The following is a 22,514-nucleotide window of genomic DNA, read 5'->3' as shown; positions in this document are numbered from 1 at the left end:
CCGCCCTCACGACCATCCGCAGAAGGTGGGGCCAAAACGACGCTTACAAAACCGCCAAGAATCAGTCGATTCAACAACCCGCGCACAGGTCTCTTGATACCAAAGGCGTGAAACTGTGCCTCGGGTTTGCGCGGATCGCGCGGCGTGATTCCCTGAAGGCTTCCTGATTTGCGAGGAGGCTGGGATGGCAGGCGTCGCGATCACGCGGATGGACCTGACGGCGGGGCAACTGCGGCAGGCTTCGGTGCGCAGCCGCGACAGCAACGCGGCGCGGCGGATGCTCGCGCTGGCCCTGGTGATGGAGGGCAAGTCGCGCAGCGAGGCGGCGGCCTCGTGCGGGATGGACCGGCAGACGCTGCGCGACTGGGTGCATCGGTACAACGCCTTCGGGCTCGATGGGCTGATCGACCGCAAGGCGCCCGGCGCAGCGCCGCTGCTGTCGCCGTCGCAGATGCAGGAGGTGGCCGAGCTGGTCCGGCAAGGCCCCGATCCTACCGTCCACGGTGTGGTGCGTTGGCGTCGGATCGACCTGTCGCGCCTGATCGAGGAGCGCTGGGGCGTGCGGCTGGCCGAGCGCTCGGTCGGCGACCTGTTGCGGCGTCTCGGCTTCCGGCGGATGTCGGTGCGGCCGCGCTGTCCCGAGCAGGACGTCGCGGCCCAGGAGGCGCATAAAAAAACTTCGCCGACCTGGTCGCCGCCTGCCTGCCGGCCCGGGCGCGCGGCAAGTCGATCGAGCTCTGGTGGCAGGACGAAGCACGCGTCGGCCAGCAGGGCACGCTGACCCGCATCTGGGCCGAGCGCGGAACGGGGCCGCGTGCCCCACGCGACCAGCGCTACGACTGGGCCTATCTGTTCGGCGCGGTCTGCCCCGCCCGCGATTGCGGCGTCGCTCTCGTGCTGCCCAAGGCCGATGCCGAGACCATGACCCTGCACCTCGCCGAGATCGGCCGCGCCGTCACGCCCGGCTGCCACGCCGTCGTCGTCCTCGACGGCGCCGGCTTGCACAGGACCGGCGGACGCCTCCGCGTCCCCGACAATGTCAGCCTGCTGAAGCTGCCGCCTTACTCGCCCGAGCTGAACCCGGTCGAGAACGTCTGGCAGTTCCTGCGCCAGAACAAGCTCTCCAATCGCGTCTTCGAGAACTATCGCGCCATCGTCGATGCCTGCTGTGACGCCTGGAACGCCCTCCTCACCGAGCCCGGCCGTATCCACTCGATTGCCACACGAGCCTGGGCAGAGGTCAGTCTCTGACGCTGGTGGTACTATCGTGTTCCCATTCCGGGAACAAGAACGCTTGCGGTTCGTGCCTCCTTCGGAGAGCCGGCGGCGCGTCTCGAACGTAGTCGTCGGGTTTCGCTTGCGACGAAGCACCGCATCATAGCGGCATGGCGAAGCAATATTGCCCATCTTCGTCGACCGTGGCGCGCCACTTACACGTCCACCCCAGCTTCATTCGGTGCTCTCGTCGGGGCAGAGCGCGGTCGTGGCAGCCGCCGCGTGTAATTGGCGGTGTGATCGCAATTTCGGCTACACCTTCATAGCGCCACGGCGAAGCGACAGTGCCCCTCGTCGTCGACCGTGGCGGGCCAGGAAACCTCACGAAAATCAGTGGTTCGTGGTGCGCTGCCGGTACGGCGGGAAGCGCCTCGTTCCACCTGAGTCCCACGCGGCCGGCGCGCCTCGAGGGACGGGGCCGGCGAAGCTGCGCGGGCGATTCTCCGTAGCCGGCATATCGGTCCCGAAGCGGCCGTTCATGGAGGTGGAGGCCAGGTGGTCCGCCAGCGACCTCCGGGAGCGACGTCCGGGAGCGACGTCCGCGAAGGGTGCCCGCGAATTGCGTCCGCGAGCGGCGGCCGCGCCGGCGGCCCGTGGTGAATGTCCACATCGTGGACAGCGGGCGCGCGATTCGATCGACCCTGTGATCACGAAGGGCGACTATCCCCCCACGATCGAACGAGGCCGAAGTGAAGCTCGAACACCGAACAGGAGCGTCACGCTTCGTGTCTCCCGAGTCGACCTCGAGACGATCCCTAGGTGGCGCACCCGGAACCGACGTTCGACGTCCGATCGCCGGGGAGCGGGCGATCCGCGAACGGGATCGTCGATCCGACGCACGGCAAGCGTTTCCCGCGTCGGATCGGCGGCACGACTCTCTGCTCGATTCGATCGGACACGGGGGCATGGCATGCGACTGGCGAGTTATCTCGAGAATGGACGTGAGCGGTACGGCGCGGTCGTCGAGGGCGGCGTCGTCGACCTCGTCGCGCGGATCGGCGGCGACTATCCCGATCTGAAGACGCTGATCGCCCGTGGCGGGCTCGGCGTGGCGCAGGGAGCGGTGGCCGGTCGGTCGCCCGATCGCGAGCTGGCGTCCCTGACACTGCTTCCGCCGGTGACGGCGCCCGAAAAACTGTGGTGCATCGGCGTCAACTATCGCGACCGCAATGCCGAGTACAAGGACGGATCGGCGCTGCCGAAATATCCGAGCCTGTTCGCGCGCAGCGCCTCGTCCGTGGTCGGGGCCGGGCAGACGATCGAGAAGCCGAAAGTGTCCGAGCAGCTCGATTACGAAGGCGAGCTGGTGATCGTGATCGGCGAGAAGGGGCGTCACATCCCGCGCGAGCAGGCATGGCGGCACATCTTCGGCATGACGCTGTGCAACGAGGGCACGGTTCGCGACTGGCTGCACCACGGCAAGTTCAACGTCACGCAGGGCAAGAACTTCGATCGGTCGGGCAGCATCGGGCCGTGGATCGTCACCGCCGATCAGCTCGATCCGCGCGGGCCGCACGACATCGTCACCCGCGTCAACGGCGAGATCCGCCAGCAGGAAACGACGGAGCGCATGATGTTCCCGTTCGATTTCCTGATCTCCTATCTGTCGACCTTCGCGACCCTGATGCCGGGCGACATGATTGCCACCGGCACGCCGACCGGCGCCGGAGCGCGGTTCGACCCGCCGCGCTGGTTGAAGGCGGGCGACGTCGTCGAGGTCGAATCCAGTGGAATCGGTGTTCTCCGCAACACCGTCGTCGACGAGAAGTGACACGCGATGCTCGACAACGAGACGATTGAAGGCTTGGCACGCAAGCTCGACGAGGCGCAGCGGACCAAGTCGCTGTTGCGCGCGTTCACGCTGGAGCATCCCGGTCTCGCGATCGAGGATGCCTATGCGATCCAGCGCGCGTGGACCCGCCTCCAGATCGCCGGCGGACGCGTCGTCCGCGGGCACAAGATCGGCCTCACCTCGAGAGCGATGCAGAGCGCCGTCGGAATCGACGAGCCGGATTACGGTGTTCTGTTCGCGGACATGTTCTATCCGGAAGCGAGCGAGATTCCGTTCGACCGCTTCAACGGAGTGCGCATCGAGGTGGAGCTCGCCTTCGTGCTCGAGACGCCGCTCGCGGGCCCGGACTGCACGATCTTCGACGTTCTGAAGGCGACCGGCTACGTGACGCCGGCGCTGGAGATCCTGGAATCGCGCATGCACCGGATCGATCCCGAGACCAAGAAGACGCGCAAGGTGATGGACACGATCTCGGACAATGCGGCGAACGCCGCGCTGGTGCTGGGCGGCCGTCCGTTCCTGCCGAACCAGGCGGACCTGCGCTGGATCGGCGCGCTGCTGTTCCGCAACGGGCAGATCGAGGAGACGGGCGTCGCCGCCGGTGTCCTCAATCATCCCGCCAACGGCATCGCCTGGCTCGCCAACCGCCTCGCGCTGCACGGCGAGCATCTCGCCGCCGGGGAGGTGGTTCTGGCCGGCTCCTTCACGCGGCCGGTCGACGTCCACAAGGGCGACGTGATCCACGCCGACTACCGGGATTACGGCTCCGTGAGCTGCCGGTTCGTTTGAACGACGAGACCGGCGACGAGACGTGCCAGCATTCGGGTCGGCGGCGTCGAGCCCGCCGACCCGATCGCGAGCCGGATCGGCAATCCGGACGAGCGCCGTCGCCCGGCGCGGCACGCGCTGCAGATGAACATGGACGGCGGGGCGCTGGTTCGATGCGACTTCACCGCCGTGATCGGTCGAGGAGAGTGTGACATCATGCCCGACTATCTGGCGTTCGATCCGAACCCGCGGAGCCCGTCCGAGCCGCCGCCGCACACCTGCGACGCCCGGCTTCACGTGCTCGGCCCGCTGTCCGAATATCCGGTGCGGCCGGAAGCGGCTCATCGGGTGCCGACGGCGACGCCGGACGCCGAGGAGCGGCAGCGCATCCTCGTCACCAACCCCGCAAAATTCTTCGGCTTCGACGAGTGAGTGCGATGGAACTTCCGATCAATCATTTCAAGCGCGCGTTGACCGAACGTCAGCAGATCGGTCTGTGGTCGACGCTGCGGAGCAACATGCTCGCGGAGCTGTTCGCCTGCTGTGGGTACGACTGGATCCTGATCGACACCGAGCACTCTCCGAACGAGGTGCCGGACATCGTCGCCCAGCTGCAGGCGATGTCGGCATACCCGACGAGCGCGGTCGTCCGTCCGGCCTGGTCCGACATGATCCTGGTGAAGAGGCTGCTCGACGCCGGCGCGCAGACCTTGCTGTTCCCGTGCATCCAGTCGGCGCAGGAAGCGCGTGAAGCGGTGAGCTTCGTGCGCTACCCGCCGCGGGGTGTCCGCGGTGTGGCGGCCGGGACGCGCGCCGGATCGTTCGGCACCAACCCGCACTATCTGGCGAACGCCGAGAAGGAGCTGTGCGTGCTGGTGCAGATCGAGACGGGGGAGGGGTTGAAGAACCTCGAGGAGATCGCCGCCGTCGACGGCGTCGACGGGGTGTTCATCGGGCCGGCCGACCTCGGCGCCTCGCTCGGTCATCTCGGCGATTCTCAGCATCCCGACGTGCAGAGCGCGGTCGACGATGCGTTCGCGCGCCTGCGCCGGCTGAACAAGCCGGCCGGGTATCTCACGACGAACGCGCAGGAAGCCGCCCGCCGGGTCGCCGCGGGGGTCGAGTTCATCGCGGTCGCGACCGACACTTCGATCATCACCAAGGGCGCGGTGTCGGCCCTCGCCCAGGCCCGCGAGGCCGCTCGCGGCTAGATGATTGCCGGGCCGGTGGCGTGATCGGCGGGTGGTCGTGCGGCCGTGCGGTCTCGCCTCGATCGGCGATGCCGGTCCGTCGAACCCGGCGTCGCCATCGGCGGCGCGCGCAGCCGCAGCCGGGCCGGCGCTCGCCCCGAGCGTCGGCCCGGTGTCCCGCGATCGTCGCGCTCTTCGCGCGCCGTCACCGCGGCGGGGTCTCCCGCGTTCTCACGAGCGGGCGTCATGACGATCCATCGAAATTACATCGCCGGCGCGTGGGTGGAGGCGACCGACGCCGCCCCCGACCTCGATCCGTCCGATCTCGACGACGTGGTCGGCGACTATGCTCTCGCCTCGCGGCACGAGGCAGAGCAGGCGATCGCCGCGGCAAAGGCCGCGCTGATCGGCTGGGCGTGCGCGACGCCCGCAACGCGCGTCGACGTGTTGATGCGGATCGCGACCGAGCTCGTCGCCCGTCGGGCCGAACTCGGTCGGCTGCTGTCCCGGGAGCACGGCAAGCCGCTCCGCGACGGCGTTTGGGAGGTCGCGCATGCGGGGCGCATCTTCGCCTGGTTCGCCGGCGAGATCGTTCGGCCGCCGGGCGAGGGGACGGCGTGGCCCGGCGTCGGGAGCGGACGCGTTCACGGGCCGGCCGGCGTCGTGGCGCTGGTCACGCCGACGAGCTGTCCGATGTCGGTCGCGGCGTGGAAGATCGCCGGTGCGCTCGCCTGCGGCGACACGGTGGTGTTCAAGCCGGCCGGTCTCGTGCCGGGCTCCGCCTGGGCACTCACCGAGATCGTCGCCCGGGCGGGTCTGCCCCCCGGCGTGTTCAATTTGGTGATGGGCTCCGCCGCCGACATCGGGCCGACATTGCTCACCCATCGCGATGTCGACACGGTGTCCTTCACCGGGTCGGTCGCGACCGGACGTCGGGTGGCGAAGGCGGCGTCGGGTGCCTCGGTGATGAAGGCGGTCCGGATGGATTTGGGCGGCAACAGCCCGCTGGTCGTGGTCGACGACGCCGATCTCGAGGTCGCGACCGCCTGCGCGATCACCGGCGCGTTCCATCAGACCGGGCAGTGCTGCAATGCATCCACACGGCTGGTGGTGACGGAGGCGATCCACGATCGCTTCGTCCGTGCGTTGACGGAAAAGCTGAAGGCGCTGGTGGTGGACGGCGCGCTCGCGCCGGGCACACGGGTCGGGCCGGTGGTCGATCGGTGCCGGCTGGAGCAGACGCTGCGATCCATCGGGCTCGCCGAGCGCGAAGGCGCGCGGCTGCACTGGGGAGGAGCGCTTTTGCGACGGGAGCGGCGCGGCCATTATCTGCAGCCGGCGCTGCTCACCGACGTCGACAATGCGATGCGGGTCGCACGCGAGGAAATCTTCGGGCCGGTCGCCTGCGTGGTCCGCGTGAGGGATTACGAGGACGCGAAGGCGGTCGCGAACGATACGTGCTTTCGGCTGTCCGCCGGCATCTGCACCACCAATCCGGCATGTGCGCGCGACTTCAAGCGCAGTTCGGTGGCGAAGGTGGTGAGGGTGAACCTTCCGACTGCCGGTGCCCCCGTCGGTATCGATGTCGGTGTCGGTCTCGATGTCGATATCGGCGCCGACGACCACGTCATCGCGCAAGAGCATCTCGAGCTCGCCGCCCGGCAGCTGGACATCGCCTACGTCGTGTAGGGGAGCGACGAACGATCGTCGCGCGCACGTGCCTCGAAGCGGCAAATTCGCACGACCGGCAACACCGGTCACCTGCTTCCTTCGCACACGACGAGGCGGCTGCGGCCCTCGGCGCGATCCGCTCGTCACGTGGGCATCACCTTTTCGATGGCCCGCGCCGCGCTCTTCAAGGCCTCGCCGACCTCCATCTCACGTTTCGGTTGCAGCCGTGAGCGGATCGCCGCGATCGTGATCGCGGCACAGGGTTGCCCGTCGGGCATTCGAATGGCGGCGGATATCGCCTTGGTGCCGGGTACGATGCCGGTGTGCCGAACGGCATATCCGGTTCGCCGCGCGACGGCGACCTCCTCGAGCACGATCGCCGGGTTCACACGGTGAGCATCGAACCTGTTGGCATTGTGCGCGACGATCTCGCGCGCTTCCGCCGCCGGCAGACCGGCGAGCAACGCCATGCCGGCGCTGCTCACCCCGAGCGGTCGCCGCGCCCCGACCTCGATCGAGAGCACCTGAACCGGATAGGTGCCGATGACGCGGGCGACACACAACGCGTCCAGTCCGGTGCGCACCGTGAGAAACGTCGTGTCACCGATATCGTGGGCGATCTTCGACAAGAACGGATCCGCCGCCACCACCAGCCCCGAGCGGGATGGACGCGCCAGCGCGAGCTCCAGAACTTGATGTCCAATCGCGTACCGTTTGGTCCTGTGGCGTCGTTCGACGATGCCTTCCTCGACCAGCACTTCGACCAAACGGTACGCGGTCGGTCGCGACAGGCCGGTCGCCTTGACGACGTCGACGAGAGGTAGGCCGACGTCGCGTCCGGCCGCCAGGATGCGCAGCACGGCGATCGCGCGGCGGACGCTCTGAGCCCCCTCGCGCGGGTGCACCGCACCGTGTCGAGCGGATCCGCGGGCAGGCCCGGCCGGGCGATCGTCGTCGACGTCCTTGTCCATAATATGGACATGCAGAGCACAATCCGTTCGACCAGGCAATCACGAAGTGGAACCATCCATGCGCTGTCACACCGGCGCTGGAGGTACCGAAATCCCCAACGCAACGGGTCGCTCCCGAGGCCGAGCGTCGCGCAGGGTCGCAGACGAGATGACCGACCATGCAGCGAAGGTCGACGTGGACGACCGGGATTTCGGCTCCGTGAGCTGCCGGTTCGTTTGAAGGACGAGACCGATGACGAGACGTACCAGCATTCAAATCGGGGGCTTCAAGCACGCCAACCCGATCCCGAACGCGAGCCGGATCGGCAATCTCCTGATGTCCGGCGTCATTCTCGGGCGCGATCCGCAGACCGGGACGATGCCGGCCACGCTCGAGGAGCAGTGCGCCAACATGTTCGCTCACATGAAGGCGATCGTCGAGGCGGGCGGCGGCACCACCGACGACATCATCAAGATGACGGTGTGGCTGCAGGACCGCTCGCGGCGCGGCCCGGTGAACACCGAATGGCTGAAGATGTTCCCGGACGAGCGCTGCCGCCCGGCGCGGCACGCGCTGCAGATGAACATGGACGGCGGGGCGCTGGTTCAATGCGACTTCACCGCCGTGATCGATTGAGGAGAGTGTGACATCATGCCCGACTATCTGGCGTTCGATCCGAACCCGCGGCGCCCGTCCGAGCCGCCGCCGCCGCACACCTGCGACGCCCAGTTTCACGTGCTCGGCCCGCTGTCCAAATATCCGGTGCGGCCGGGAGCGGCTTATCAGATGCCGACGGCGACCTGGGAAGCGGCACGCCGCGTCCACCAGGCGCTCGGCATCGAGCGCGGCGTGATCGTGCAGACGACGACCTACGGCGCCGATCACGCGGTGGTGCTCGATGCGCTCGCCGCGATGGGACCGAACTATCGCGGCTGCGCGAACGCGCTGGTGTTCGCCGACGCGAACGACGCCTATCTCGACAAGCTGCATGCGGCGGGCGTGCGGGGCGCGCGGTTCAGCTTCCGGCAGGCGCTGGGCGCGGTTCTGAGCGACGCCGCCTATGCGCGGGCGATCGCGCGGATCCGCGAGCTCGGTTGGTATGCCAAGATCCAGCCGGAGAAGGACGGCATCGTCGGGCATGCCGAGAAGTTCGAGAATCTCGACATCCCGGTTCTGATCGACCACATGGGCCGGCCCGATCCGACCCGCGGGCGCGACGATCCGAGCCTGCGCAAGATGCTGGAGCTGCTCTCCAAGGGCAATTTCTGGGTTCAGCTGTCGCTCGGCGAGAAGACGTCGCGCGCCGGCCATCCGTGGGACGACGTGATCCCGATCGCGCGCGCCTATATCGAGGCGGCGCCCGAGCGCTGCGTGTGGGGCAGCGACTGGCCGCATCCGGTCTCGGTGGTGCAGCCGCCGAACGACGCCGAGCTTCTGGAACTGCTCTATCGCTACGCGCCGGACGCCGAGGAACGCCAGCGCATCCTGGTCACCAATCCCGCAAAACTCTTCGGCTTCGACGAGTGAGCGGGGAGAAATCCCCGCTCATCCGATCGGATACCCCCGCAGGTCGACGTCGGGCCGAACACCGAAGCGCGTAGGGCGACCTTTGCCGCAAGCCTCGATCGCCCTCGCCGTCTCGGACGAAAGACGACGTCGACCCCACGATCCGACGACTGAATTCAGAGGTAATACGGACAACAACTGATGTGCGGTCGCATCGTCGACCCGATGCGGAACGCGGAGGTGTAGGATGTCTACCGATAGCGTTGCCAATGTCGGCTCCGTCGCCGGTTCGGAAAAGCCGACCAGATACCGCTGGGTCATACCGAGTCTCCTGTTGGTGATCTGCACCGTCTCCTATTTCGACAGGCTCAACGTCTCGGTGCTGATCGCCGATCCGGTGTTTCTCGCATCGATGGGAATCCAGGGCGACACCGTGAAGATGGGGCTTCTGATGTCCGTCTTCACGATCGGATACGGACTGTCCAGCTTCGTGTTCAGCTCGTTCGGGGACATCTACGGACCGCGCAAGATGATCTGTGCGGCGATCCTGCTGTGGGCGCTCTCCATGCTGATCGGGCCGCTCGCCGGAACGTTCGCGGTCCTGCTCGGGTCCCGCGCGTTGCTGGGCGTCGGCGAGGGGCTGCACTGGCCGATGCAGGCGAAGTACGTCAGCAACTGGTTTCCCGCCACCGAGCAGGGACGGGCGAACGGAATCTGGCTGCTCGGTCCGAAGCTGGGGCCGGCGCTGTCTGTTCCTCTGTTCGCCTTCATCGTCACCCATTGGGGCTGGCAGGCGACGTTCTATACACTCGCCGCGGTGAGCGCGTTCATGGCCGTCGTGATCTGGCGGTTCGCTCCCGATACGCCCGATCGCGCGAAGTGGGTCAACAAGGCGGAGCTGGCGTTCATTCACGGCGGCCGCGACGAGGCCGAGCAGACCACCTCCGACAAGAAGAAGAGCTTCAAGCACGGCCTGAAAATGGTGCTGTCCGATCCGGACTACTGGATCCTGACGGTGTACTACTGCTGCCAGTGCGCCATCTTCTGGGGGCTGCTGACGTGGCTGCCGTCCTACCTCAAGGTCGCTCGTGGCTTCTCGTGGGCGGCGATGGGCAACTACACGGCGATGACCTGGGTCGGCGCCGCGGCGACCATCCTGGTGGTCGGCACCTGGTCCGACAAGGTCGGGCGCCGGGCACCGTTCCAGATGGTGGCCATGCTCGGCTACGGCGGCGGTATCTTTCTCAGCTCGCAGGTGGCCGACAACACCATCGCCGCTGTCGCGATCGCGGTTGCCGGTGCGGTCGGCGGCGGCTTCGGGATGCCGACGACATGGTCGCTGGTCGGCAAGATCGTGCCGCGGGACGCCGTGAGCGCCGGTTCCGGGTTCCTGAACGGAATATCGGTCGGCGTGGGCGCGTTGATGCCGACCGTCATCGGCTACCTGATTCATCTGACCGGACACTATACCGGCGGTCTGATGAGCATGGTCGGCTTCGCGGTTCTCGGCCTGATCTGCGCCCTGACGCTGACCATCAGGAAATACTGACGCTTGCGAAACGCCAACGTCAGAAATGATATGAATACGACGCATCCGATGACCAAATCGTTTCAGAAATTGTTCGAGCCGATCGCGATCGGGCAGTGCCTCGTCAAGAACCGCTTCGTCATGGCGCCGATGGGGCCTGCCGGATTGTGTGACGCCGACGGTGCGTTCACGGAACGCGGAATCGAGTTCTATGTGGAACGCGCCAGAGGTGGTGTCGGTCTGATCGTCACCGGCATGAACTTCGTGGAGAACGAGGTCGAGAAGCACACGAGAGGGGCGATGCCCTGTCCGACCGCCAATCCGATGCTCTTCATCAGGATGGCGCGAACGCTGACCGAGCGGGTGCACGCCTACGACGCCAAAATCTTCCTGCAGATTTCCGCCGGCTTCGGCCGCGTATCGAGCCGCGTCGCGCCGGGCGAGGCGCCCATCGGGCCATCGGTCGTTCCTCATCGATGGATCGATGGATTGATGTGTCGCGCGCTGAGCACGGACGAGGTCGAGCGGATCGTCGCCAAGACGATCGATGCCGCCGTCATCGCCCTACGCTCCGGATTCGACGGGGTGGAAATCCACGCGATGCACGAGGGGTATCTGATCGATCAGTTCGCGATGGCGCTGTTCAACGATCGCACCGACAAATACGGCGGAAGTCGCGAGAACAGGCTGCGCATGGCGGTGGAGATCGTCCAGGGAATCAAGAAGGCGTGCGGAAGTGCGTTTCCGGTCGTGATGCGATACAGCCCGAAGAGCTTCATCAAGCAGCTCGGCCACGGCGTCGTGCCGGGTGAGGAGTTCACCGAGCTGGGTCGTGACCTGCCCGAGGGACTCGACGTGGCGAGGCTGCTCGAGAAAGCGGGGTACGACGCGTTGGACTCCGACGTCGGCAGCTACGACTCCTGGTACTGGAGTCATCCGCCGATGTACCAGAAGAAGGGACTGCCGCTGCCGTTCAATGCGGAGGTCAAGGCGGTCGTGAGCATTCCGGTCATCACCGCCGGGCGGATGGACGATCCGGAGCTCGCCCGTGCGGCGATCGAGAACCGTCAGACCGACATGATCGGGCTCGCGCGCCCGCTGCTGGCCGATCCGCGGCTCGTCGAAAAGATCAGAACCGGGAAGCGCGAGACGATACGCCCCTGCCTGTCTTGTCACGAGGCGTGCATGGGACGGCTGAAGGCGTTCCTGACGATATCCTGTGCGGTCAATCCGAGCGCCGGAAGAGAGCGAGAATATGCGCTCACGCCCGCGGTGAAGAAAAAGAAGGTGATGGTGATCGGCGGTGGCGTCGCCGGGTGCGAGAGCGCCCGCGTTCTGGCGCTGCGGGGGCACGAGGTCGAGCTGCTCGAAAGGAGCGGGCGGCTGGGGGGACATCTGATCCCCGGCGGCGCTCCGGACTTCAAGGAGGACGACCGGGCCTTGGTCGCCTGGTACGAACAGGAGCTCGCCACGCTGAACGTGGCCGTGAGGCGCTCGACCGAGGCGACTGCGGACATGGTGCGGGCGGCGAAAGCCGATGCGGTGATCGTCGCGACCGGCTCCACGCCGAAGCGTTTCAGCCTGGGATGCGACGACAACGTGCATGTCGCGGCGGACGTGCTGACCGGAAGGGCCGAGGCCGGAGACGCCACCGTGATCATCGGCGGCGGGCTGGTCGGCTGCGAGACGGCGCTGATGCTCGTGAGACAGGGCAGGCGGGTGACGATCGTCGAGACGTTGAACGACATTCTGACGCTCGGTGGTCCGCTCTGTCACGCCAATCGCGACATGCTGGCCGATCTCCTGCGCTTCCACGGCGTCGATATTCGCACCGGCACCAAGGCGGTTCGCGTCGCCGGGCGCAACCTGATCGTGGCGAAGGACGGCGTGGAAGAGACGATCGCGACCGATTCGGTGATCCTCGCCGTGGGCTACGACGCGAACACGTCGCTGTTCGACGCGCTGCAGGACGACGGCCTGGAGCTCTATCGCATCGGCGACGCGAGGCGGGTGTCGAACATCATGTATGCGATCTGGGATGCCTTCGAGGTGGCGCGGGGCATTTAGGACGTGACGGTTTCGAGCGACGGCGAGAACGAGCTGGAGGCGCTGGCGCTCGGAACGCTGCGCGTTCTGCGCGGCGAAGAGTGTGCTCGCGCGTTCGTCGCGCCGTGACGTCGAAGACGTTTCCAAAAGGCTGAAGAACGGCGAGTGAGAACGGTCGGGTCGGTCGAGGTGCCGCCGCCGGCAGCGCCCCGCACGGCAGTCGTGCAGCGGCGCGGTTGGCAAAGCCGTTCACGGGCGAGCGACCGAGCGATCCGAGACCGTGGGCGGCGGCTCACGATCTCGGGTCGCGATCGTCGTCAGTAGGCGGCCTTCAGCACGGCGAGCATCTGTGCTTCGGCCGCGGGACGCGGGTTGAACCGCAATTGGATGCTCTTCAGCCCGTCTCTCGCCACCAAGGGCAGGATGTCTTCCTTCGCTCCGGCGTCGCGCAGACGGATCGGAGTGCCGATGTCCCGCTGCAGCGTGCGGACCGCGTCGATCAGCGTCTGGGCCGCCGCTCGGGGATGCGCGCCGGGCGGGCACAGGCCGGCCCCGACCGCGACGGCGGCATATTTGTCCATCGCGGCCGCGACGTTGAAGTCCATCACGTGCGGCAGGACGATGGCGTTGGCCAGCCCGTGCGGGATGTGAAAATGACCGCCCAGAGGGCTCGCCAGGGCATGACACACGCCGAGATAGGCGGAGTTGAAGGCGGCGCCGGCAAGGAACGCCGCCTGGAGCATGTTTTCCCGGTCCACGAGGCTGGTGCCGTCCTGGACCGCCTTGGCGAGCGACGTGAAGATCAGCCGGACGGCGGAGATCGCCAGAGCGTCGGTGACCGGCTGCGCGATTTTCGAGGACGCGGCTTCGACCGCGTGGGTCAACGCATCCATGCCGGTCATCGCGGTCACGCTCGGCGGCAGCTTCACCGTGCATTCGGGATCGAGGACGGCGATCCGTGGCGCGAGATGTCGGCTGGCGACGGTGAATTTCTCGTCGTGATCGGGATCACTCACGACGGAGAAGATCGTCACCTCGCTGCCGGTGCCGGCGGTCGTCGGCACGGCGATCACCGGCAGGATGGGGGCGGGCACCTTGTCCACGCCGGCGAAATCTCTCAGCTGGCCCGTGTGGGTGGCGAGAAGCGCGCCGGCCTTCGCCGCATCGATGGAGCTGCCGCCGCCGAGCCCGATCAGGGCTTTTGCGCCGGCGGACAGTGCCGCGTCGGCCACCGCGCGAGCGGTTCTGATGCTGGGGTCCGGCTCGACCGCGCCGTAGATCTCGACGCGCACACCGGCGGCGATCAGAACCTCGGCGATCCGGCCGGGGATTTCGGTCTTGGACAAGCCGGGGTCGGTGACGATCAGGACGCTGTCGGCATCGATGCCTTTCAGCTCCTTCGGGATGTCGTGGATGGTTCCTCTACCCGAGACAATCTTGGTGAATAGAGAAAAGCTCGTCGTCACGGGAAGCTCCCTCATCTCTGTCGAGGCAAGGCTCGAACGGCGCGGACAGGCCGCATGTCGGTTGACGAGGCTGTCCCCCGGTGAGGTGTCCTTCAATCGAATCCGGCGGACGACGTCCACATCATGGACGTCGTTGCGCGGAATTTCGGTGGTGGCGGATCGGGTCGCGGCGGTCGCACGCCATGCGCGGGGCAGCAGCGGGTCTCCGACCGAACGGTGTGCCCCGTCCGACCCTGCGGATTACGGCCGGGCTCGCGCTCTCACAAAATCTCCAGCCGGACGCTGCCCGACAGCTCCGCCCGCACGTGCTCGAGCGCGGTGATCGGCCACATGCGGGCGGCGCGGCCCGCGGCGTCCGTCACCAGCGGTGCGGCGGCGATCAAAGCCTCGCGGCCCATTCGGTGGGTCGGCGCGGCGAGGCTGACGATGCCGACGCAGCGCGGGCGGTGGTCGATGTCGTCGATCACGATCGGGGCTGCGACCGCGCTCACCCCCGACTCGCTCTCCTCGAGCGTGATGGCGAAGCCGCGCTTGCGCACCTCGGCGAGCTCCTCGAGCAAACGGTCGGGATCGGTGATGGTGTTCTTGGTCCAGGCCTTCAGCTTCGGCTCGGCCACCACCTCGCGCACCCGCGCGTCCGGCATGGTGGCGAGCCACGCCTTGCCGGTCGCGGTGCCGTGCAGCTTGATGCTCGGCGTGTAGAGCGGGTTGATCTGCAGCATCCGCTTGCCGCTCACCGCGGCGAGCACCCAGAACAGCGCGTCGTTCTCCACCACCGCGAGGCGGGCGAGCTCGCCCGAGGCGTCGGCGAGTGCGCGCAGCATGGCGCTGCACTGCTCGAGCAGCCGCGAGGTGTGCAGCATCCGCTCGCCGATGTTGCAGATGCGGTAGCTGAGAAACAGCTGGTCAGACGCCGGGTGGCGGAAGATGAAGCCGGCCACCTCGAGGCTTTCCGTGATGCGGGTCGCGACCTGCTTGTTGACGTCGAGCCGGCGGGCGATCTCCGACAGCGACAGGCCGCCGTTCTCCTCCGCGAGGATCTCGATCACCTGCAGCGCGCGGTGAATCGCGAGAATCCCGCCACCGCTCGCCGCCGCCTCGAGGTCGGGTGTTCTTGCCGGCGTGCTCATTCTCGTCTCCGCTCGACGTCCGTCCCGCGGGCTGTATCGCGCCCGGTGGATCTTGTCACGGCGGCGGCTTGACACCGCCTCTTCGGAAACATAGTAACGACGTTACCGTAACGCCGTTACTCCACTAGAGCGCGAGCGGTTCGACAGGTCAACGGGAAATCGTCGAAAGGCCGAAAAATCGGCTTCCGGCGCGGTCTTCGCCGCGCCCGGCGGACCCTTGCCTGCCGGCTCTCGTGCTCTCCCCCGAGCGGAGCGACGGGCCGACTTGGAGAGGCCGGCAGCCCTCGCGACCGGGCGCCGGAGACCGACATGACGAGCCCGACACGCCCGGACGCGCGCGCCGCGTTGGCCGCCGCCAAGATTCCCGGACCCGACACCGGCATCGTGATCAGAAAGACGCTGTGCTCGATCTGCGAGTACAAGTGCCTGGTCGACGCCCATGTGAAGGACGGCCGGCTGATCAAGGTCGAGGGCTCGCGCGGCAGCCCGATCAACGACGGGACGCTGTGCTCGAAGGGCGCGGCGAGCCGTCAGTGGGTCTACAACCCCGACCGCCTGCAGACGCCGCTGTTGCGGACCGGTGAGCGCGGCGAGGGGCGCTTCCGGCCGATCTCGTGGGACGAGGCGCTCGACCGCATCGCCGAGCGGCTCGCCGGCTTCAAGGCCGAGTCCGGGCCGGAGTCGGTCGTCTTCTTCGCCGGCTACCCCAAGGTGATGCGGCCCTTCCTCAAGCGGCTGACGCACGGCTTCGGCTCGCCGAACTACTGCACCGAATCGAGCACCTGCTTCGTCGGCGCCAATATGGGCGGCTACCTGAACTACGGCTATATGCTCGGCCAGCAGGGCGGCGCCGAGATCGACACCACGCGCTGCATCCTCAACTGGAGCACCAACCACTTCTACTCGCAGGCGCCGCTCGGCAACCGCACCTTCGATGCGCTCGATCGCGGCACCAAGCTGATCGATGTCGGCCCGATGTTGTCGCCGCCGGCCGAGCGCGCCGACATTCATCTGCGACTGCGGCCCGGCACCTGCGGCGCGCTCGCGCTGAGCATGGCGCACGTGATCATCGAGGAGAATCTCCACGACCGCGCGTTCGTGGAGAATTGGACGCACGGCTTCGACGATTATCGTGAGTATGCGAGCAAATTCCCGCCGGCGGTCGCGGAGCAAATCACCGGCGTGCCGAAGGAGAAGATCGTCGCGGCGGCGCGGCTCTATGCGACCACCAAGCCGGCGGCGATCGTCACCAGCGCCTGCACGACGATCCATCACACCAACGGCGTGCAGAACCACCGGGCGATCACCGCGCTGATCGGCCTCACCGGAAACTTCGACCGCCCGGGTGGCAACCATCCGGTGCCGACCAGCTACTACCGCCCGTCCGGCCTCGCGCATCGCGAGCACGCTTTCGAGCAGGTGAAGCCGTGGTCGGAGATGGCGCCGCGGGTCGGGCAGGATCGCTTTCCGGTGTGGAGCCGCATCATCCCGCAGGCGCAGGCGATGGCGCTGCCCGAGCAGATTTTGACCGGAAAACCCTATCCGATCCGCTCGGTCCTCGCCTTCGGCCTGAACCACCGGATGTGGCCGGCCCCGGAGGTGACGAAGCAGGCGCTGCTGGCGCTCGACTTCTTCGTCGACGTCGAGCTGTTCATGACCGAGACGGCGAAATTCGCCGACATCGTGCTGCCGGCCTGCTCCACCTTAGAGCGCAACGAGTTCTCGATCAGCCCGAGCCGCCACGCGATCTGGACCGAGCAGGCGGTGCCGCCGGTCGGCCAGTCGCGACCCGACATCGACATCATTCTCGATCTCGCGAAACGCCTGGTGCCGGAGGACGAGCTTCTGGCGCAGGGTCACGCCGCCTGCCTCGAATGGATCTTTCAGCCCGCCGGCCTGTCGATCGCCGAGCTCGCGGCGCATCCCGGCGGCATGGTGCTCGAAGGCCGCCCCGCCACGCCCTACGAGAAGTACAAAAAGAACGGGTTCCCGACGCCGACCAAGAAGATGGAGTTCTCCTCGACGATCCTCGCCGAGCTGGGGTTCGATGCGCTGCCGGTCTATCGCGAGCCCTTGCAGAGCCCGGTCGCGACGCCCGAACTCGCGAAAGAGTATCCGCTGGTGTTCACCACCGGCACGCGGCTGCCGATGTTCATTCACGCCCGCACGTTTCGCGTGCCGTGGCTGCGCAAGCTGCATCCCGAGCCGACTGCCGACATCAATCCGGTCGACGCCGGAGCGCGCGGCATCACGCACATGCAGTGGGTCGAGGTCTCGACCCCGCGCGGCGCGCTACGGGTGCGGGCGAACGTGACGGAATATGTGCCGCCCGGCGTCGTCAACATGATCCACGGCTATCCGGGCGCCGACGCCAACGAGTTGATCGACCCCGACTATCTCGACCCCGTCTCGGGGCATCCCGGCTACAAGTCGCTGTTGTGCGAGGTGTGGCCGCATCCCGATCAGGAGGGAGCCGCGCCATGACGCAATACGCCTTCTCGCTGGACGTCTCGCGCTGCACCGGCTGCCGCGCCTGCGTGGTCGCCTGCCAGGACCAGAACGACCTCGAGGGCGACGATCTCGCCGCCTTCCGGCACGTGACGACGATCGAGCGCGGCACCTTCCCCGACGTGCGCATCGCCCATGTGTCGCTCGCATGCCAGCATTGCGGCGACGCGCCGTGCATCGCCGTGTGCCCGACCCGTGCGATCGTGCGGCGCGGCGCCGAGGGCGCCGTGCTGGTCGACGAGAATCTCTGCATCGGCTGCCACAGCTGTGCGCTGGTCTGTCCGTTCGGGGCGCCGCAATTCTCCGCCGACGGGCCGATGGTGAAGTGCGACCTGTGCTGGGTCCGCCTCGAGGAGGGGCTGAAGCCCGCCTGCGTGCAGGTGTGCGCGACCCACGCGCTCGACTGCCGCCCGACCGAATCTCTCGGTGCGAAGAAGGCCGAGGCCGCCTCGCTCCGCATTCTCGAAACCCTCGTCCGTACCCTTCCCCCGGAACCCGCTTGAACCGCCCCGGCTGCGGGGCTCGAGGACAACGACGTCGTGGCGGCGGGGCAGACTGCCGGCACGCAAAAAAGTGAGGAAGAGATGGCCGACGTGACAATGGGAGCCGCCGCCGCACCGGCGAGCGGCAAGAAGACGAAGTCGCCGTTCTGGGCGGGGCTCGGGTTCCAGGTGCTGGTCAGCATGGTGCTGGGCATCGTGGTCGGCCTGCTGTGGCCCGACTTCGCCGTGTCGCTGAAGATTTTCGGCGACATCTTCATCCGGCTGATCAAGGCGGCGGTCGGCCCGCTGGTGTTTCTCACGGTGACGGTCGGCATTCTCGGTGCCGGCGACATCAAGAAGGTCGGCAAGATCGGGCTCGCCGGCATCGTCTATTTCGAGGTGGTGTCGACCTTCGCGCTGGCGTTCGGGATGATCGCGGCGAACCTGTTCGGCATCGGGCTCGGCGTCGGCAATGTCGAGGCGAGCTCCAACGCGGTGAAGGGCGCCGCCGCGGTGACCAAGAAGGCGGCCGAGGCGCACATCAATTTCACCAACTTCTTCACCCACATGACGCCCGACAGCTTCGTCGGCGCGTTCGCCGCCAACGAGCTTCTGCAGGTGCTGGTGCTGGCGCTCCTGTTCGGCTTCGGCCTTTTGAGCCTGTCGGCCGAGAAGCGGGCCGCCTGCGAGCGTGGGCTGCAGACCATCACCGCGGCGTTCTTCGCCTTCATCAACATCGTGATGCGGCTCGCGCCGATCGGCACCTTCGGTGCGGTCACCTATGCGGTCGGCGCCAACGGCTCGGCGATGGTGGTGTCGCTCGCCTACATGGTGGTGACCTTCTGGTTCACCATCGCGGTGTTCGTGCTGATCGTGCTCGGGGCGGTCAGCCTGATCTTCCGCTTCAGCCTGTTCGACCTCCTGATGTTCGTGAAGGACGAGCTGGTGATCGTGCTCGGCACCGCGTCGTCCGAGCCGGTGCTGCCGCGGCTTCTGGAGAAGCTGCCGCTCTACGGTGCCTCCAAGCAGGCGGTCGGCCTGATCCTGCCGACCGGCTACTCGTTCAATCTCGACGGCGCCTCGATCATGCTGTCGTTCTGCATCATCTTCATGGCCAACGCCTATCACGCGCCGCTCTCGTGGGAGCAGCAGCTCGGCGTGCTGGCGCTGATGATGATCTCGACCAAGGGCATCGCCACCGTCGCCGGCGGCCCGTTCGTGGTGCTCGCCGCGGTGGTCACCGCCACCCACATCGTGCCGCTCGAAGGGCTCGCGGTGATCTTCGGCGTGTGGCGCTTCATGTCGATGGCCGGCTCCTGCTGCAACGTGATCGGCAACGTGGTGGCGACCGTCGCGGTGGCGAAGTGCTGCGGCGAGTTCGATGCCGCGCGGAGAGACGACGAGGCCGCCGCCTCGATCTGATACCAACGGCGATAGAGTCCGACCTCGTCCTGAGGAGCACTCCGAAGGAGTGCGTCTCGAAGGGCGAGGCCACGGTGCGGGCCTCATCCTTCGAGATGTCGCCTTCGGCGACCCTCAGGATGAGGTCATAGTGTCCCGCCGGTGGTATGATTTCGGGGATTTCGGGCGGCGGCTCCCTCCGTCGCCCGCGGACCCGAACGAGAACGCCGGCGATCCGCGGATCGCCGGCGTCTCCATATTGCAGGAACCGCCGCGCCGTCAGGTGAGCCGCATCGCGCGCGAGATCGCCTCCGCCGCCCGCTGCAGCGCCGGCAGATATTCGCCGAGCAAGCGCTTCTGCGGCACCAGCGCGGCGTGGGTGCCGAGATTCATCGCCGCGACCACCGCGCCGTTCTGCCCGTGGATCGGCACCGCGACCGAGCGCAGGCCGTCCTCCAGCTCCTGATCGACCATCGCCCAGCCCTGCCGCGCGCAGTCGCGGATCTTCTGTCTCAGCGCGTCCGGCTCGAGGGCCGCGCGCCGCGTCGCGGTCGGCGCTGCGAGGTGGCTCCGCGAGGCGGCGATCGTGCGGTCGAGCTCGTCCTCGGGCAGGGCGGCGAGCAGCACCCGGCCCATCGATGTGGTGACCGCCGGCAGGCGGGTGCCGACGCCGATGTCGATCGACATGATGCGCTTGGCCGGCACGCGCGCGACATAGACGATCTCGGTGCCGTCCAGCACCGAGATCGAGCACGATTCGTGCACCGCCTCGACCAGCTCCTCCATATAGGGGCGGGCGAGGCTGGTCAGCGAGAACGACGAGACATAGGCGAGGCCGAGGCTCAAAACCTTCGGCCGCAGCGTGAACTCGCGCCCGATCTGGGCGGCGTAGCCGAGCGTCGTCAGCGTGTGCAGCAGGCGGCGGGCGGTGGCGCGGCTGACGCCGGTGCGGCGCGCGACCTCGGTCAGCGTGAGCCGCGAATGCTGCTGGTCGAACGCCTCGATCACCGCCAGCCCGCGGGCGAGCGCCCGCACGAATTCCCCCGATTCGCCGTCGCCCGCCTCGGGCCCGTCGTCCGTCTCGTCGTGCTGCGCCATGGCTCTCTCCGTCGGCCGTTTTCTCGATCGCGACGGTCGTCCGGCCCCGTCCCGCACACCTCTTGACGGCCTTCGACTTTGGTCGCAACATGTTCGTTGTACGGATTAAAGTTCGGTAGACGAACTTTGTGACGAGAGACCAACCGGCCACCGAAGGCGATCGCCCGATCGTCCCGGCCGTCGGGTGCCTGCTGCTCGAGACCCCCTTCATTGTTGCCAGGCGACGGAGCCTTCCGGCGCAGCGCGACCGCACGGTCGCGTGCGAGCGATCCGTCGCGGGACCGGGAAAGGAGACACCGCCCATGCTGTCGAAAGTCCGTTCCACGGCGCAGGAGTGCCTCGCCGACGTCCCCGATGGCGCGACCGTGCTGGTCGGCGGCTTCGGGATGGCGGGCATGCCGAGCGAGCTGATCGATGCGCTGATCGCACAGGGCGCAAAGGACCTCACGATCGTCAGCAACAATGCCGGCAACGGCACCGTCGGGCTGGCCGCGCTGCTGAAGGCGGGGCGGGTGCGCAAGGTGATCTGCTCGTTCCCGCGCCAGACCGACAGCTTCGTGTTCGACGAGCTGTTTCGCGCCGGCAGAATCGAGCTCGAGCTGGTGCCGCAGGGCAATCTCGCCGAGCGCATCCGGGCGGCGGGCGCCGGGCTCGGCGGATTCTTCACGCCGACCAGCTACGGCACGCCGCTCGCCGACGGCAAGGAGACCCGGGTGATCGACGGGCGCGGCTACGTGCTCGACTATCCGATCAAGGCCGACTACGCGCTGATCAAGGCGCATCTCGCCGACCGCTGGGGCAACCTCGTCTACCGCAAGACGGCGCGCAATTTCGGGCCGATCATGGCGATGGCGGCAAAAACCTCGGTGGTGCAGGTGGACCGCATCGTCGAACTCGGCGAGCTCGACCCGGAAGTCGTCGTGACACCCGGCATCTTCGTCTCGCGCGTCGTCGCGCTCGGTGCCGCACATCCCACCACGGAGGCCGCGGCATGACCTACGTTCCCTGGACCCGCGAAGAGATCGCAAAGACCATCGCCGACGACATCTGGGACGGCGCCATCGTCAATATCGGCATCGGTATGCCGGAGATGGTCGCGGGCTTCCTGCCCGCCGACAAGGAGATCATCCTGCATTCGGAGAACGGTCTGCTCGGCATGGGCCCGGCGCCGGCCGCGGACGCGGTCGATCCCGAGCTGATCAATGCCGGCAAGCAGCCGACCACCGTGCTGCCCGGCGCCTGCTTCTTCGATCACGCGACCTCGTTCGCGATGATGCGCTCCGGCCGGCTCGACATCGCGATCATGGGCGCGTTTCAGGTGTCCGAGCACGGCGACCTCGCCAATTGGTCGACCGGCAAGCCGGGCGCAATTCCCGCGGTCGGCGGCGCGATGGATCTCGCCGCCGGCGCGCGCCAGGTGTTCGTGATGATGGACTTGCTCACCAAGAAGGGCGAGAGCAAGCTGGTGCCCGAGTGCACCTATCCGCTCACCGGCCTCGCCTGCGTCACCCGCATCTACACCGACCTCGCCGTGTTCGACGTGACGCCGAAAGGCGTGTCGGTGCGCGCACGCGTCGAGGGGTTGTCTCTCGACGCGCTGCAGGGCCTGGTCCCGGTCCGTCTCGCCGAGGGGATCTGACGCTCGGCGTCCGCCGGAACGGCTTCGTCGGGCGCTTTCCATACCGGGTATTTCGAGGAGTGG

19 protein-coding genes are annotated in these 22,514 nt (G+C 67.4%); 15 read left to right on the top strand and 4 right to left on the bottom strand.

Annotated elements, in window-relative coordinates; genetic code table 11:
• Positions 1-184 precede the first annotated feature (184 nt).
• The 6 genes from A33M_RS22940 to A33M_RS11550 all read left to right on the top strand — a co-directional run bounded on the left by A33M_RS22940 (position 185) and on the right by A33M_RS11550 (position 6,714).
• A protein-coding gene (locus A33M_RS22940; protein ID WP_085977071.1) for an IS630 family transposase occupies positions 185-1,251 on the top strand; the annotation gives its coding sequence in 2 pieces (ribosomal slippage) (positions 185-671 and positions 671-1,251; 1,068 coding nt in all).
• Between the two features lie 934 nt (positions 1,252-2,185).
• The gene (locus tag A33M_RS11570; RefSeq protein WP_008387236.1) at positions 2,186-3,046 is read left to right on the top strand and encodes a fumarylacetoacetate hydrolase family protein; all 861 of its coding nucleotides are present in this window, start codon (positions 2,186-2,188) and stop codon (positions 3,044-3,046) included.
• A gap of 6 nt (positions 3,047-3,052) precedes the next feature.
• Positions 3,053-3,856: a 2-oxo-hept-4-ene-1,7-dioate hydratase gene (gene hpaH / locus A33M_RS11565; RefSeq protein ID WP_008387234.1), complete on the top strand. Its 804-nt coding sequence runs from the start codon at positions 3,053-3,055 to the stop codon at positions 3,854-3,856.
• Between the two features lie 195 nt (positions 3,857-4,051).
• A complete protein-coding gene (locus tag A33M_RS11560; protein WP_008387229.1) occupies positions 4,052-4,267 on the top strand; it encodes a hypothetical protein in 216 nt (71 codons plus the stop codon).
• A 5-nt stretch (positions 4,268-4,272) separates the two neighbouring features.
• Positions 4,273-5,046, top strand: a complete 774-nt coding sequence (locus tag A33M_RS11555; RefSeq protein WP_008387227.1) for an HpcH/HpaI aldolase family protein — start codon at positions 4,273-4,275, stop codon at positions 5,044-5,046.
• A 225-nt stretch (positions 5,047-5,271) separates the two neighbouring features.
• Positions 5,272-6,714: an aldehyde dehydrogenase family protein gene (locus A33M_RS11550; RefSeq protein WP_008387225.1), complete on the top strand. Its 1,443-nt coding sequence runs from the start codon at positions 5,272-5,274 to the stop codon at positions 6,712-6,714.
• 125 nt (positions 6,715-6,839) lie between these two features.
• Here the strand turns inward: A33M_RS11550 and A33M_RS11545 are convergent, their stop codons facing one another.
• Complete coding sequence (locus tag A33M_RS11545) at positions 6,840-7,667, bottom strand: IclR family transcriptional regulator (RefSeq protein WP_008387223.1); 828 nt, start codon at positions 7,665-7,667, stop codon at positions 6,840-6,842.
• A gap of 232 nt (positions 7,668-7,899) precedes the next feature.
• Here A33M_RS11545 and A33M_RS11540 point away from each other — a divergent pair, with 232 nt between their 5' ends.
• From A33M_RS11540 to A33M_RS11525, 4 genes are all read left to right on the top strand, one after another.
• Positions 7,900-8,283 carry a RidA family protein gene (locus A33M_RS11540; RefSeq protein WP_008387219.1) on the top strand — a complete coding sequence of 128 codons (384 nt, stop codon included), beginning with the start codon at positions 7,900-7,902 and terminating at the stop codon, positions 8,281-8,283.
• A 15-nt stretch (positions 8,284-8,298) separates the two neighbouring features.
• Positions 8,299-9,174, top strand: a complete 876-nt coding sequence (locus tag A33M_RS11535) for an amidohydrolase family protein (protein ID WP_008387217.1) — start codon at positions 8,299-8,301, stop codon at positions 9,172-9,174.
• Between the two features lie 226 nt (positions 9,175-9,400).
• Positions 9,401-10,702, top strand: a complete 1,302-nt coding sequence (locus A33M_RS11530; protein ID WP_040620269.1) for an MFS transporter — start codon at positions 9,401-9,403, stop codon at positions 10,700-10,702.
• Positions 10,703-10,750: 48 nt separating this feature from the next.
• The gene (locus tag A33M_RS11525) at positions 10,751-12,748 is read left to right on the top strand and encodes an oxidoreductase (RefSeq protein ID WP_040620284.1); all 1,998 of its coding nucleotides are present in this window, start codon (positions 10,751-10,753) and stop codon (positions 12,746-12,748) included.
• A gap of 296 nt (positions 12,749-13,044) precedes the next feature.
• Here the strand turns inward: A33M_RS11525 and A33M_RS11520 are convergent, their stop codons facing one another.
• Complete coding sequence (locus A33M_RS11520; protein WP_202801863.1) at positions 13,045-14,313, bottom strand: iron-containing alcohol dehydrogenase; 1,269 nt, start codon at positions 14,311-14,313, stop codon at positions 13,045-13,047.
• 140 nt (positions 14,314-14,453) lie between these two features.
• Positions 14,454-15,323 carry an IclR family transcriptional regulator gene (locus A33M_RS11515; RefSeq protein ID WP_008387208.1) on the bottom strand — a complete coding sequence of 290 codons (870 nt, stop codon included), beginning with the start codon at positions 15,321-15,323 and terminating at the stop codon, positions 14,454-14,456.
• A 309-nt stretch (positions 15,324-15,632) separates the two neighbouring features.
• On the opposite strand from A33M_RS11515, the gene A33M_RS11510 reads away from it, so the two are divergent.
• The 3 genes from A33M_RS11510 to A33M_RS11500 all read left to right on the top strand — a co-directional run bounded on the left by A33M_RS11510 (position 15,633) and on the right by A33M_RS11500 (position 19,735).
• The gene (locus tag A33M_RS11510) at positions 15,633-17,807 is read left to right on the top strand and encodes a molybdopterin-containing oxidoreductase family protein (RefSeq protein ID WP_008387206.1); all 2,175 of its coding nucleotides are present in this window, start codon (positions 15,633-15,635) and stop codon (positions 17,805-17,807) included.
• Complete coding sequence (locus A33M_RS11505) at positions 17,804-18,334, top strand: 4Fe-4S dicluster domain-containing protein (protein ID WP_008387203.1); 531 nt, start codon at positions 17,804-17,806, stop codon at positions 18,332-18,334. Before A33M_RS11510 ends, A33M_RS11505 begins: the two co-directional genes overlap by 4 nt.
• 81 nt (positions 18,335-18,415) lie before the next feature.
• Complete coding sequence (locus A33M_RS11500; RefSeq protein ID WP_202801862.1) at positions 18,416-19,735, top strand: cation:dicarboxylate symporter family transporter; 1,320 nt, start codon at positions 18,416-18,418, stop codon at positions 19,733-19,735.
• Between the two features lie 258 nt (positions 19,736-19,993).
• Here A33M_RS11500 and A33M_RS11495 read toward each other — a convergent pair whose 3' ends face one another.
• Positions 19,994-20,812, bottom strand: a complete 819-nt coding sequence (locus A33M_RS11495; protein ID WP_008387199.1) for an IclR family transcriptional regulator domain-containing protein — start codon at positions 20,810-20,812, stop codon at positions 19,994-19,996.
• Positions 20,813-21,114: 302 nt separating this feature from the next.
• On the opposite strand from A33M_RS11495, the gene A33M_RS11490 reads away from it, so the two are divergent.
• Positions 21,115-21,807, top strand: coding sequence for a 3-oxoacid CoA-transferase subunit A (locus tag A33M_RS11490; RefSeq protein ID WP_008387197.1), 693 nt, complete (start codon positions 21,115-21,117; stop codon positions 21,805-21,807).
• Positions 21,804-22,451, top strand: coding sequence for a 3-oxoacid CoA-transferase subunit B (locus A33M_RS11485; protein ID WP_008387195.1), 648 nt, complete (start codon positions 21,804-21,806; stop codon positions 22,449-22,451). Before A33M_RS11490 ends, A33M_RS11485 begins: the two co-directional genes overlap by 4 nt.
• Positions 22,452-22,514 lie beyond the last annotated feature (63 nt).

It is taken from the genome of Rhodovulum sp. PH10 (genome assembly GCF_000293785.1).
Classification (GTDB): domain Bacteria; phylum Pseudomonadota; class Alphaproteobacteria; order Rhizobiales; family Xanthobacteraceae; genus Rhodoplanes.
The sequence above is the reverse complement of the archived record's forward strand: the minus strand, read 5'-3'. Positions and strand labels throughout refer to the sequence as shown.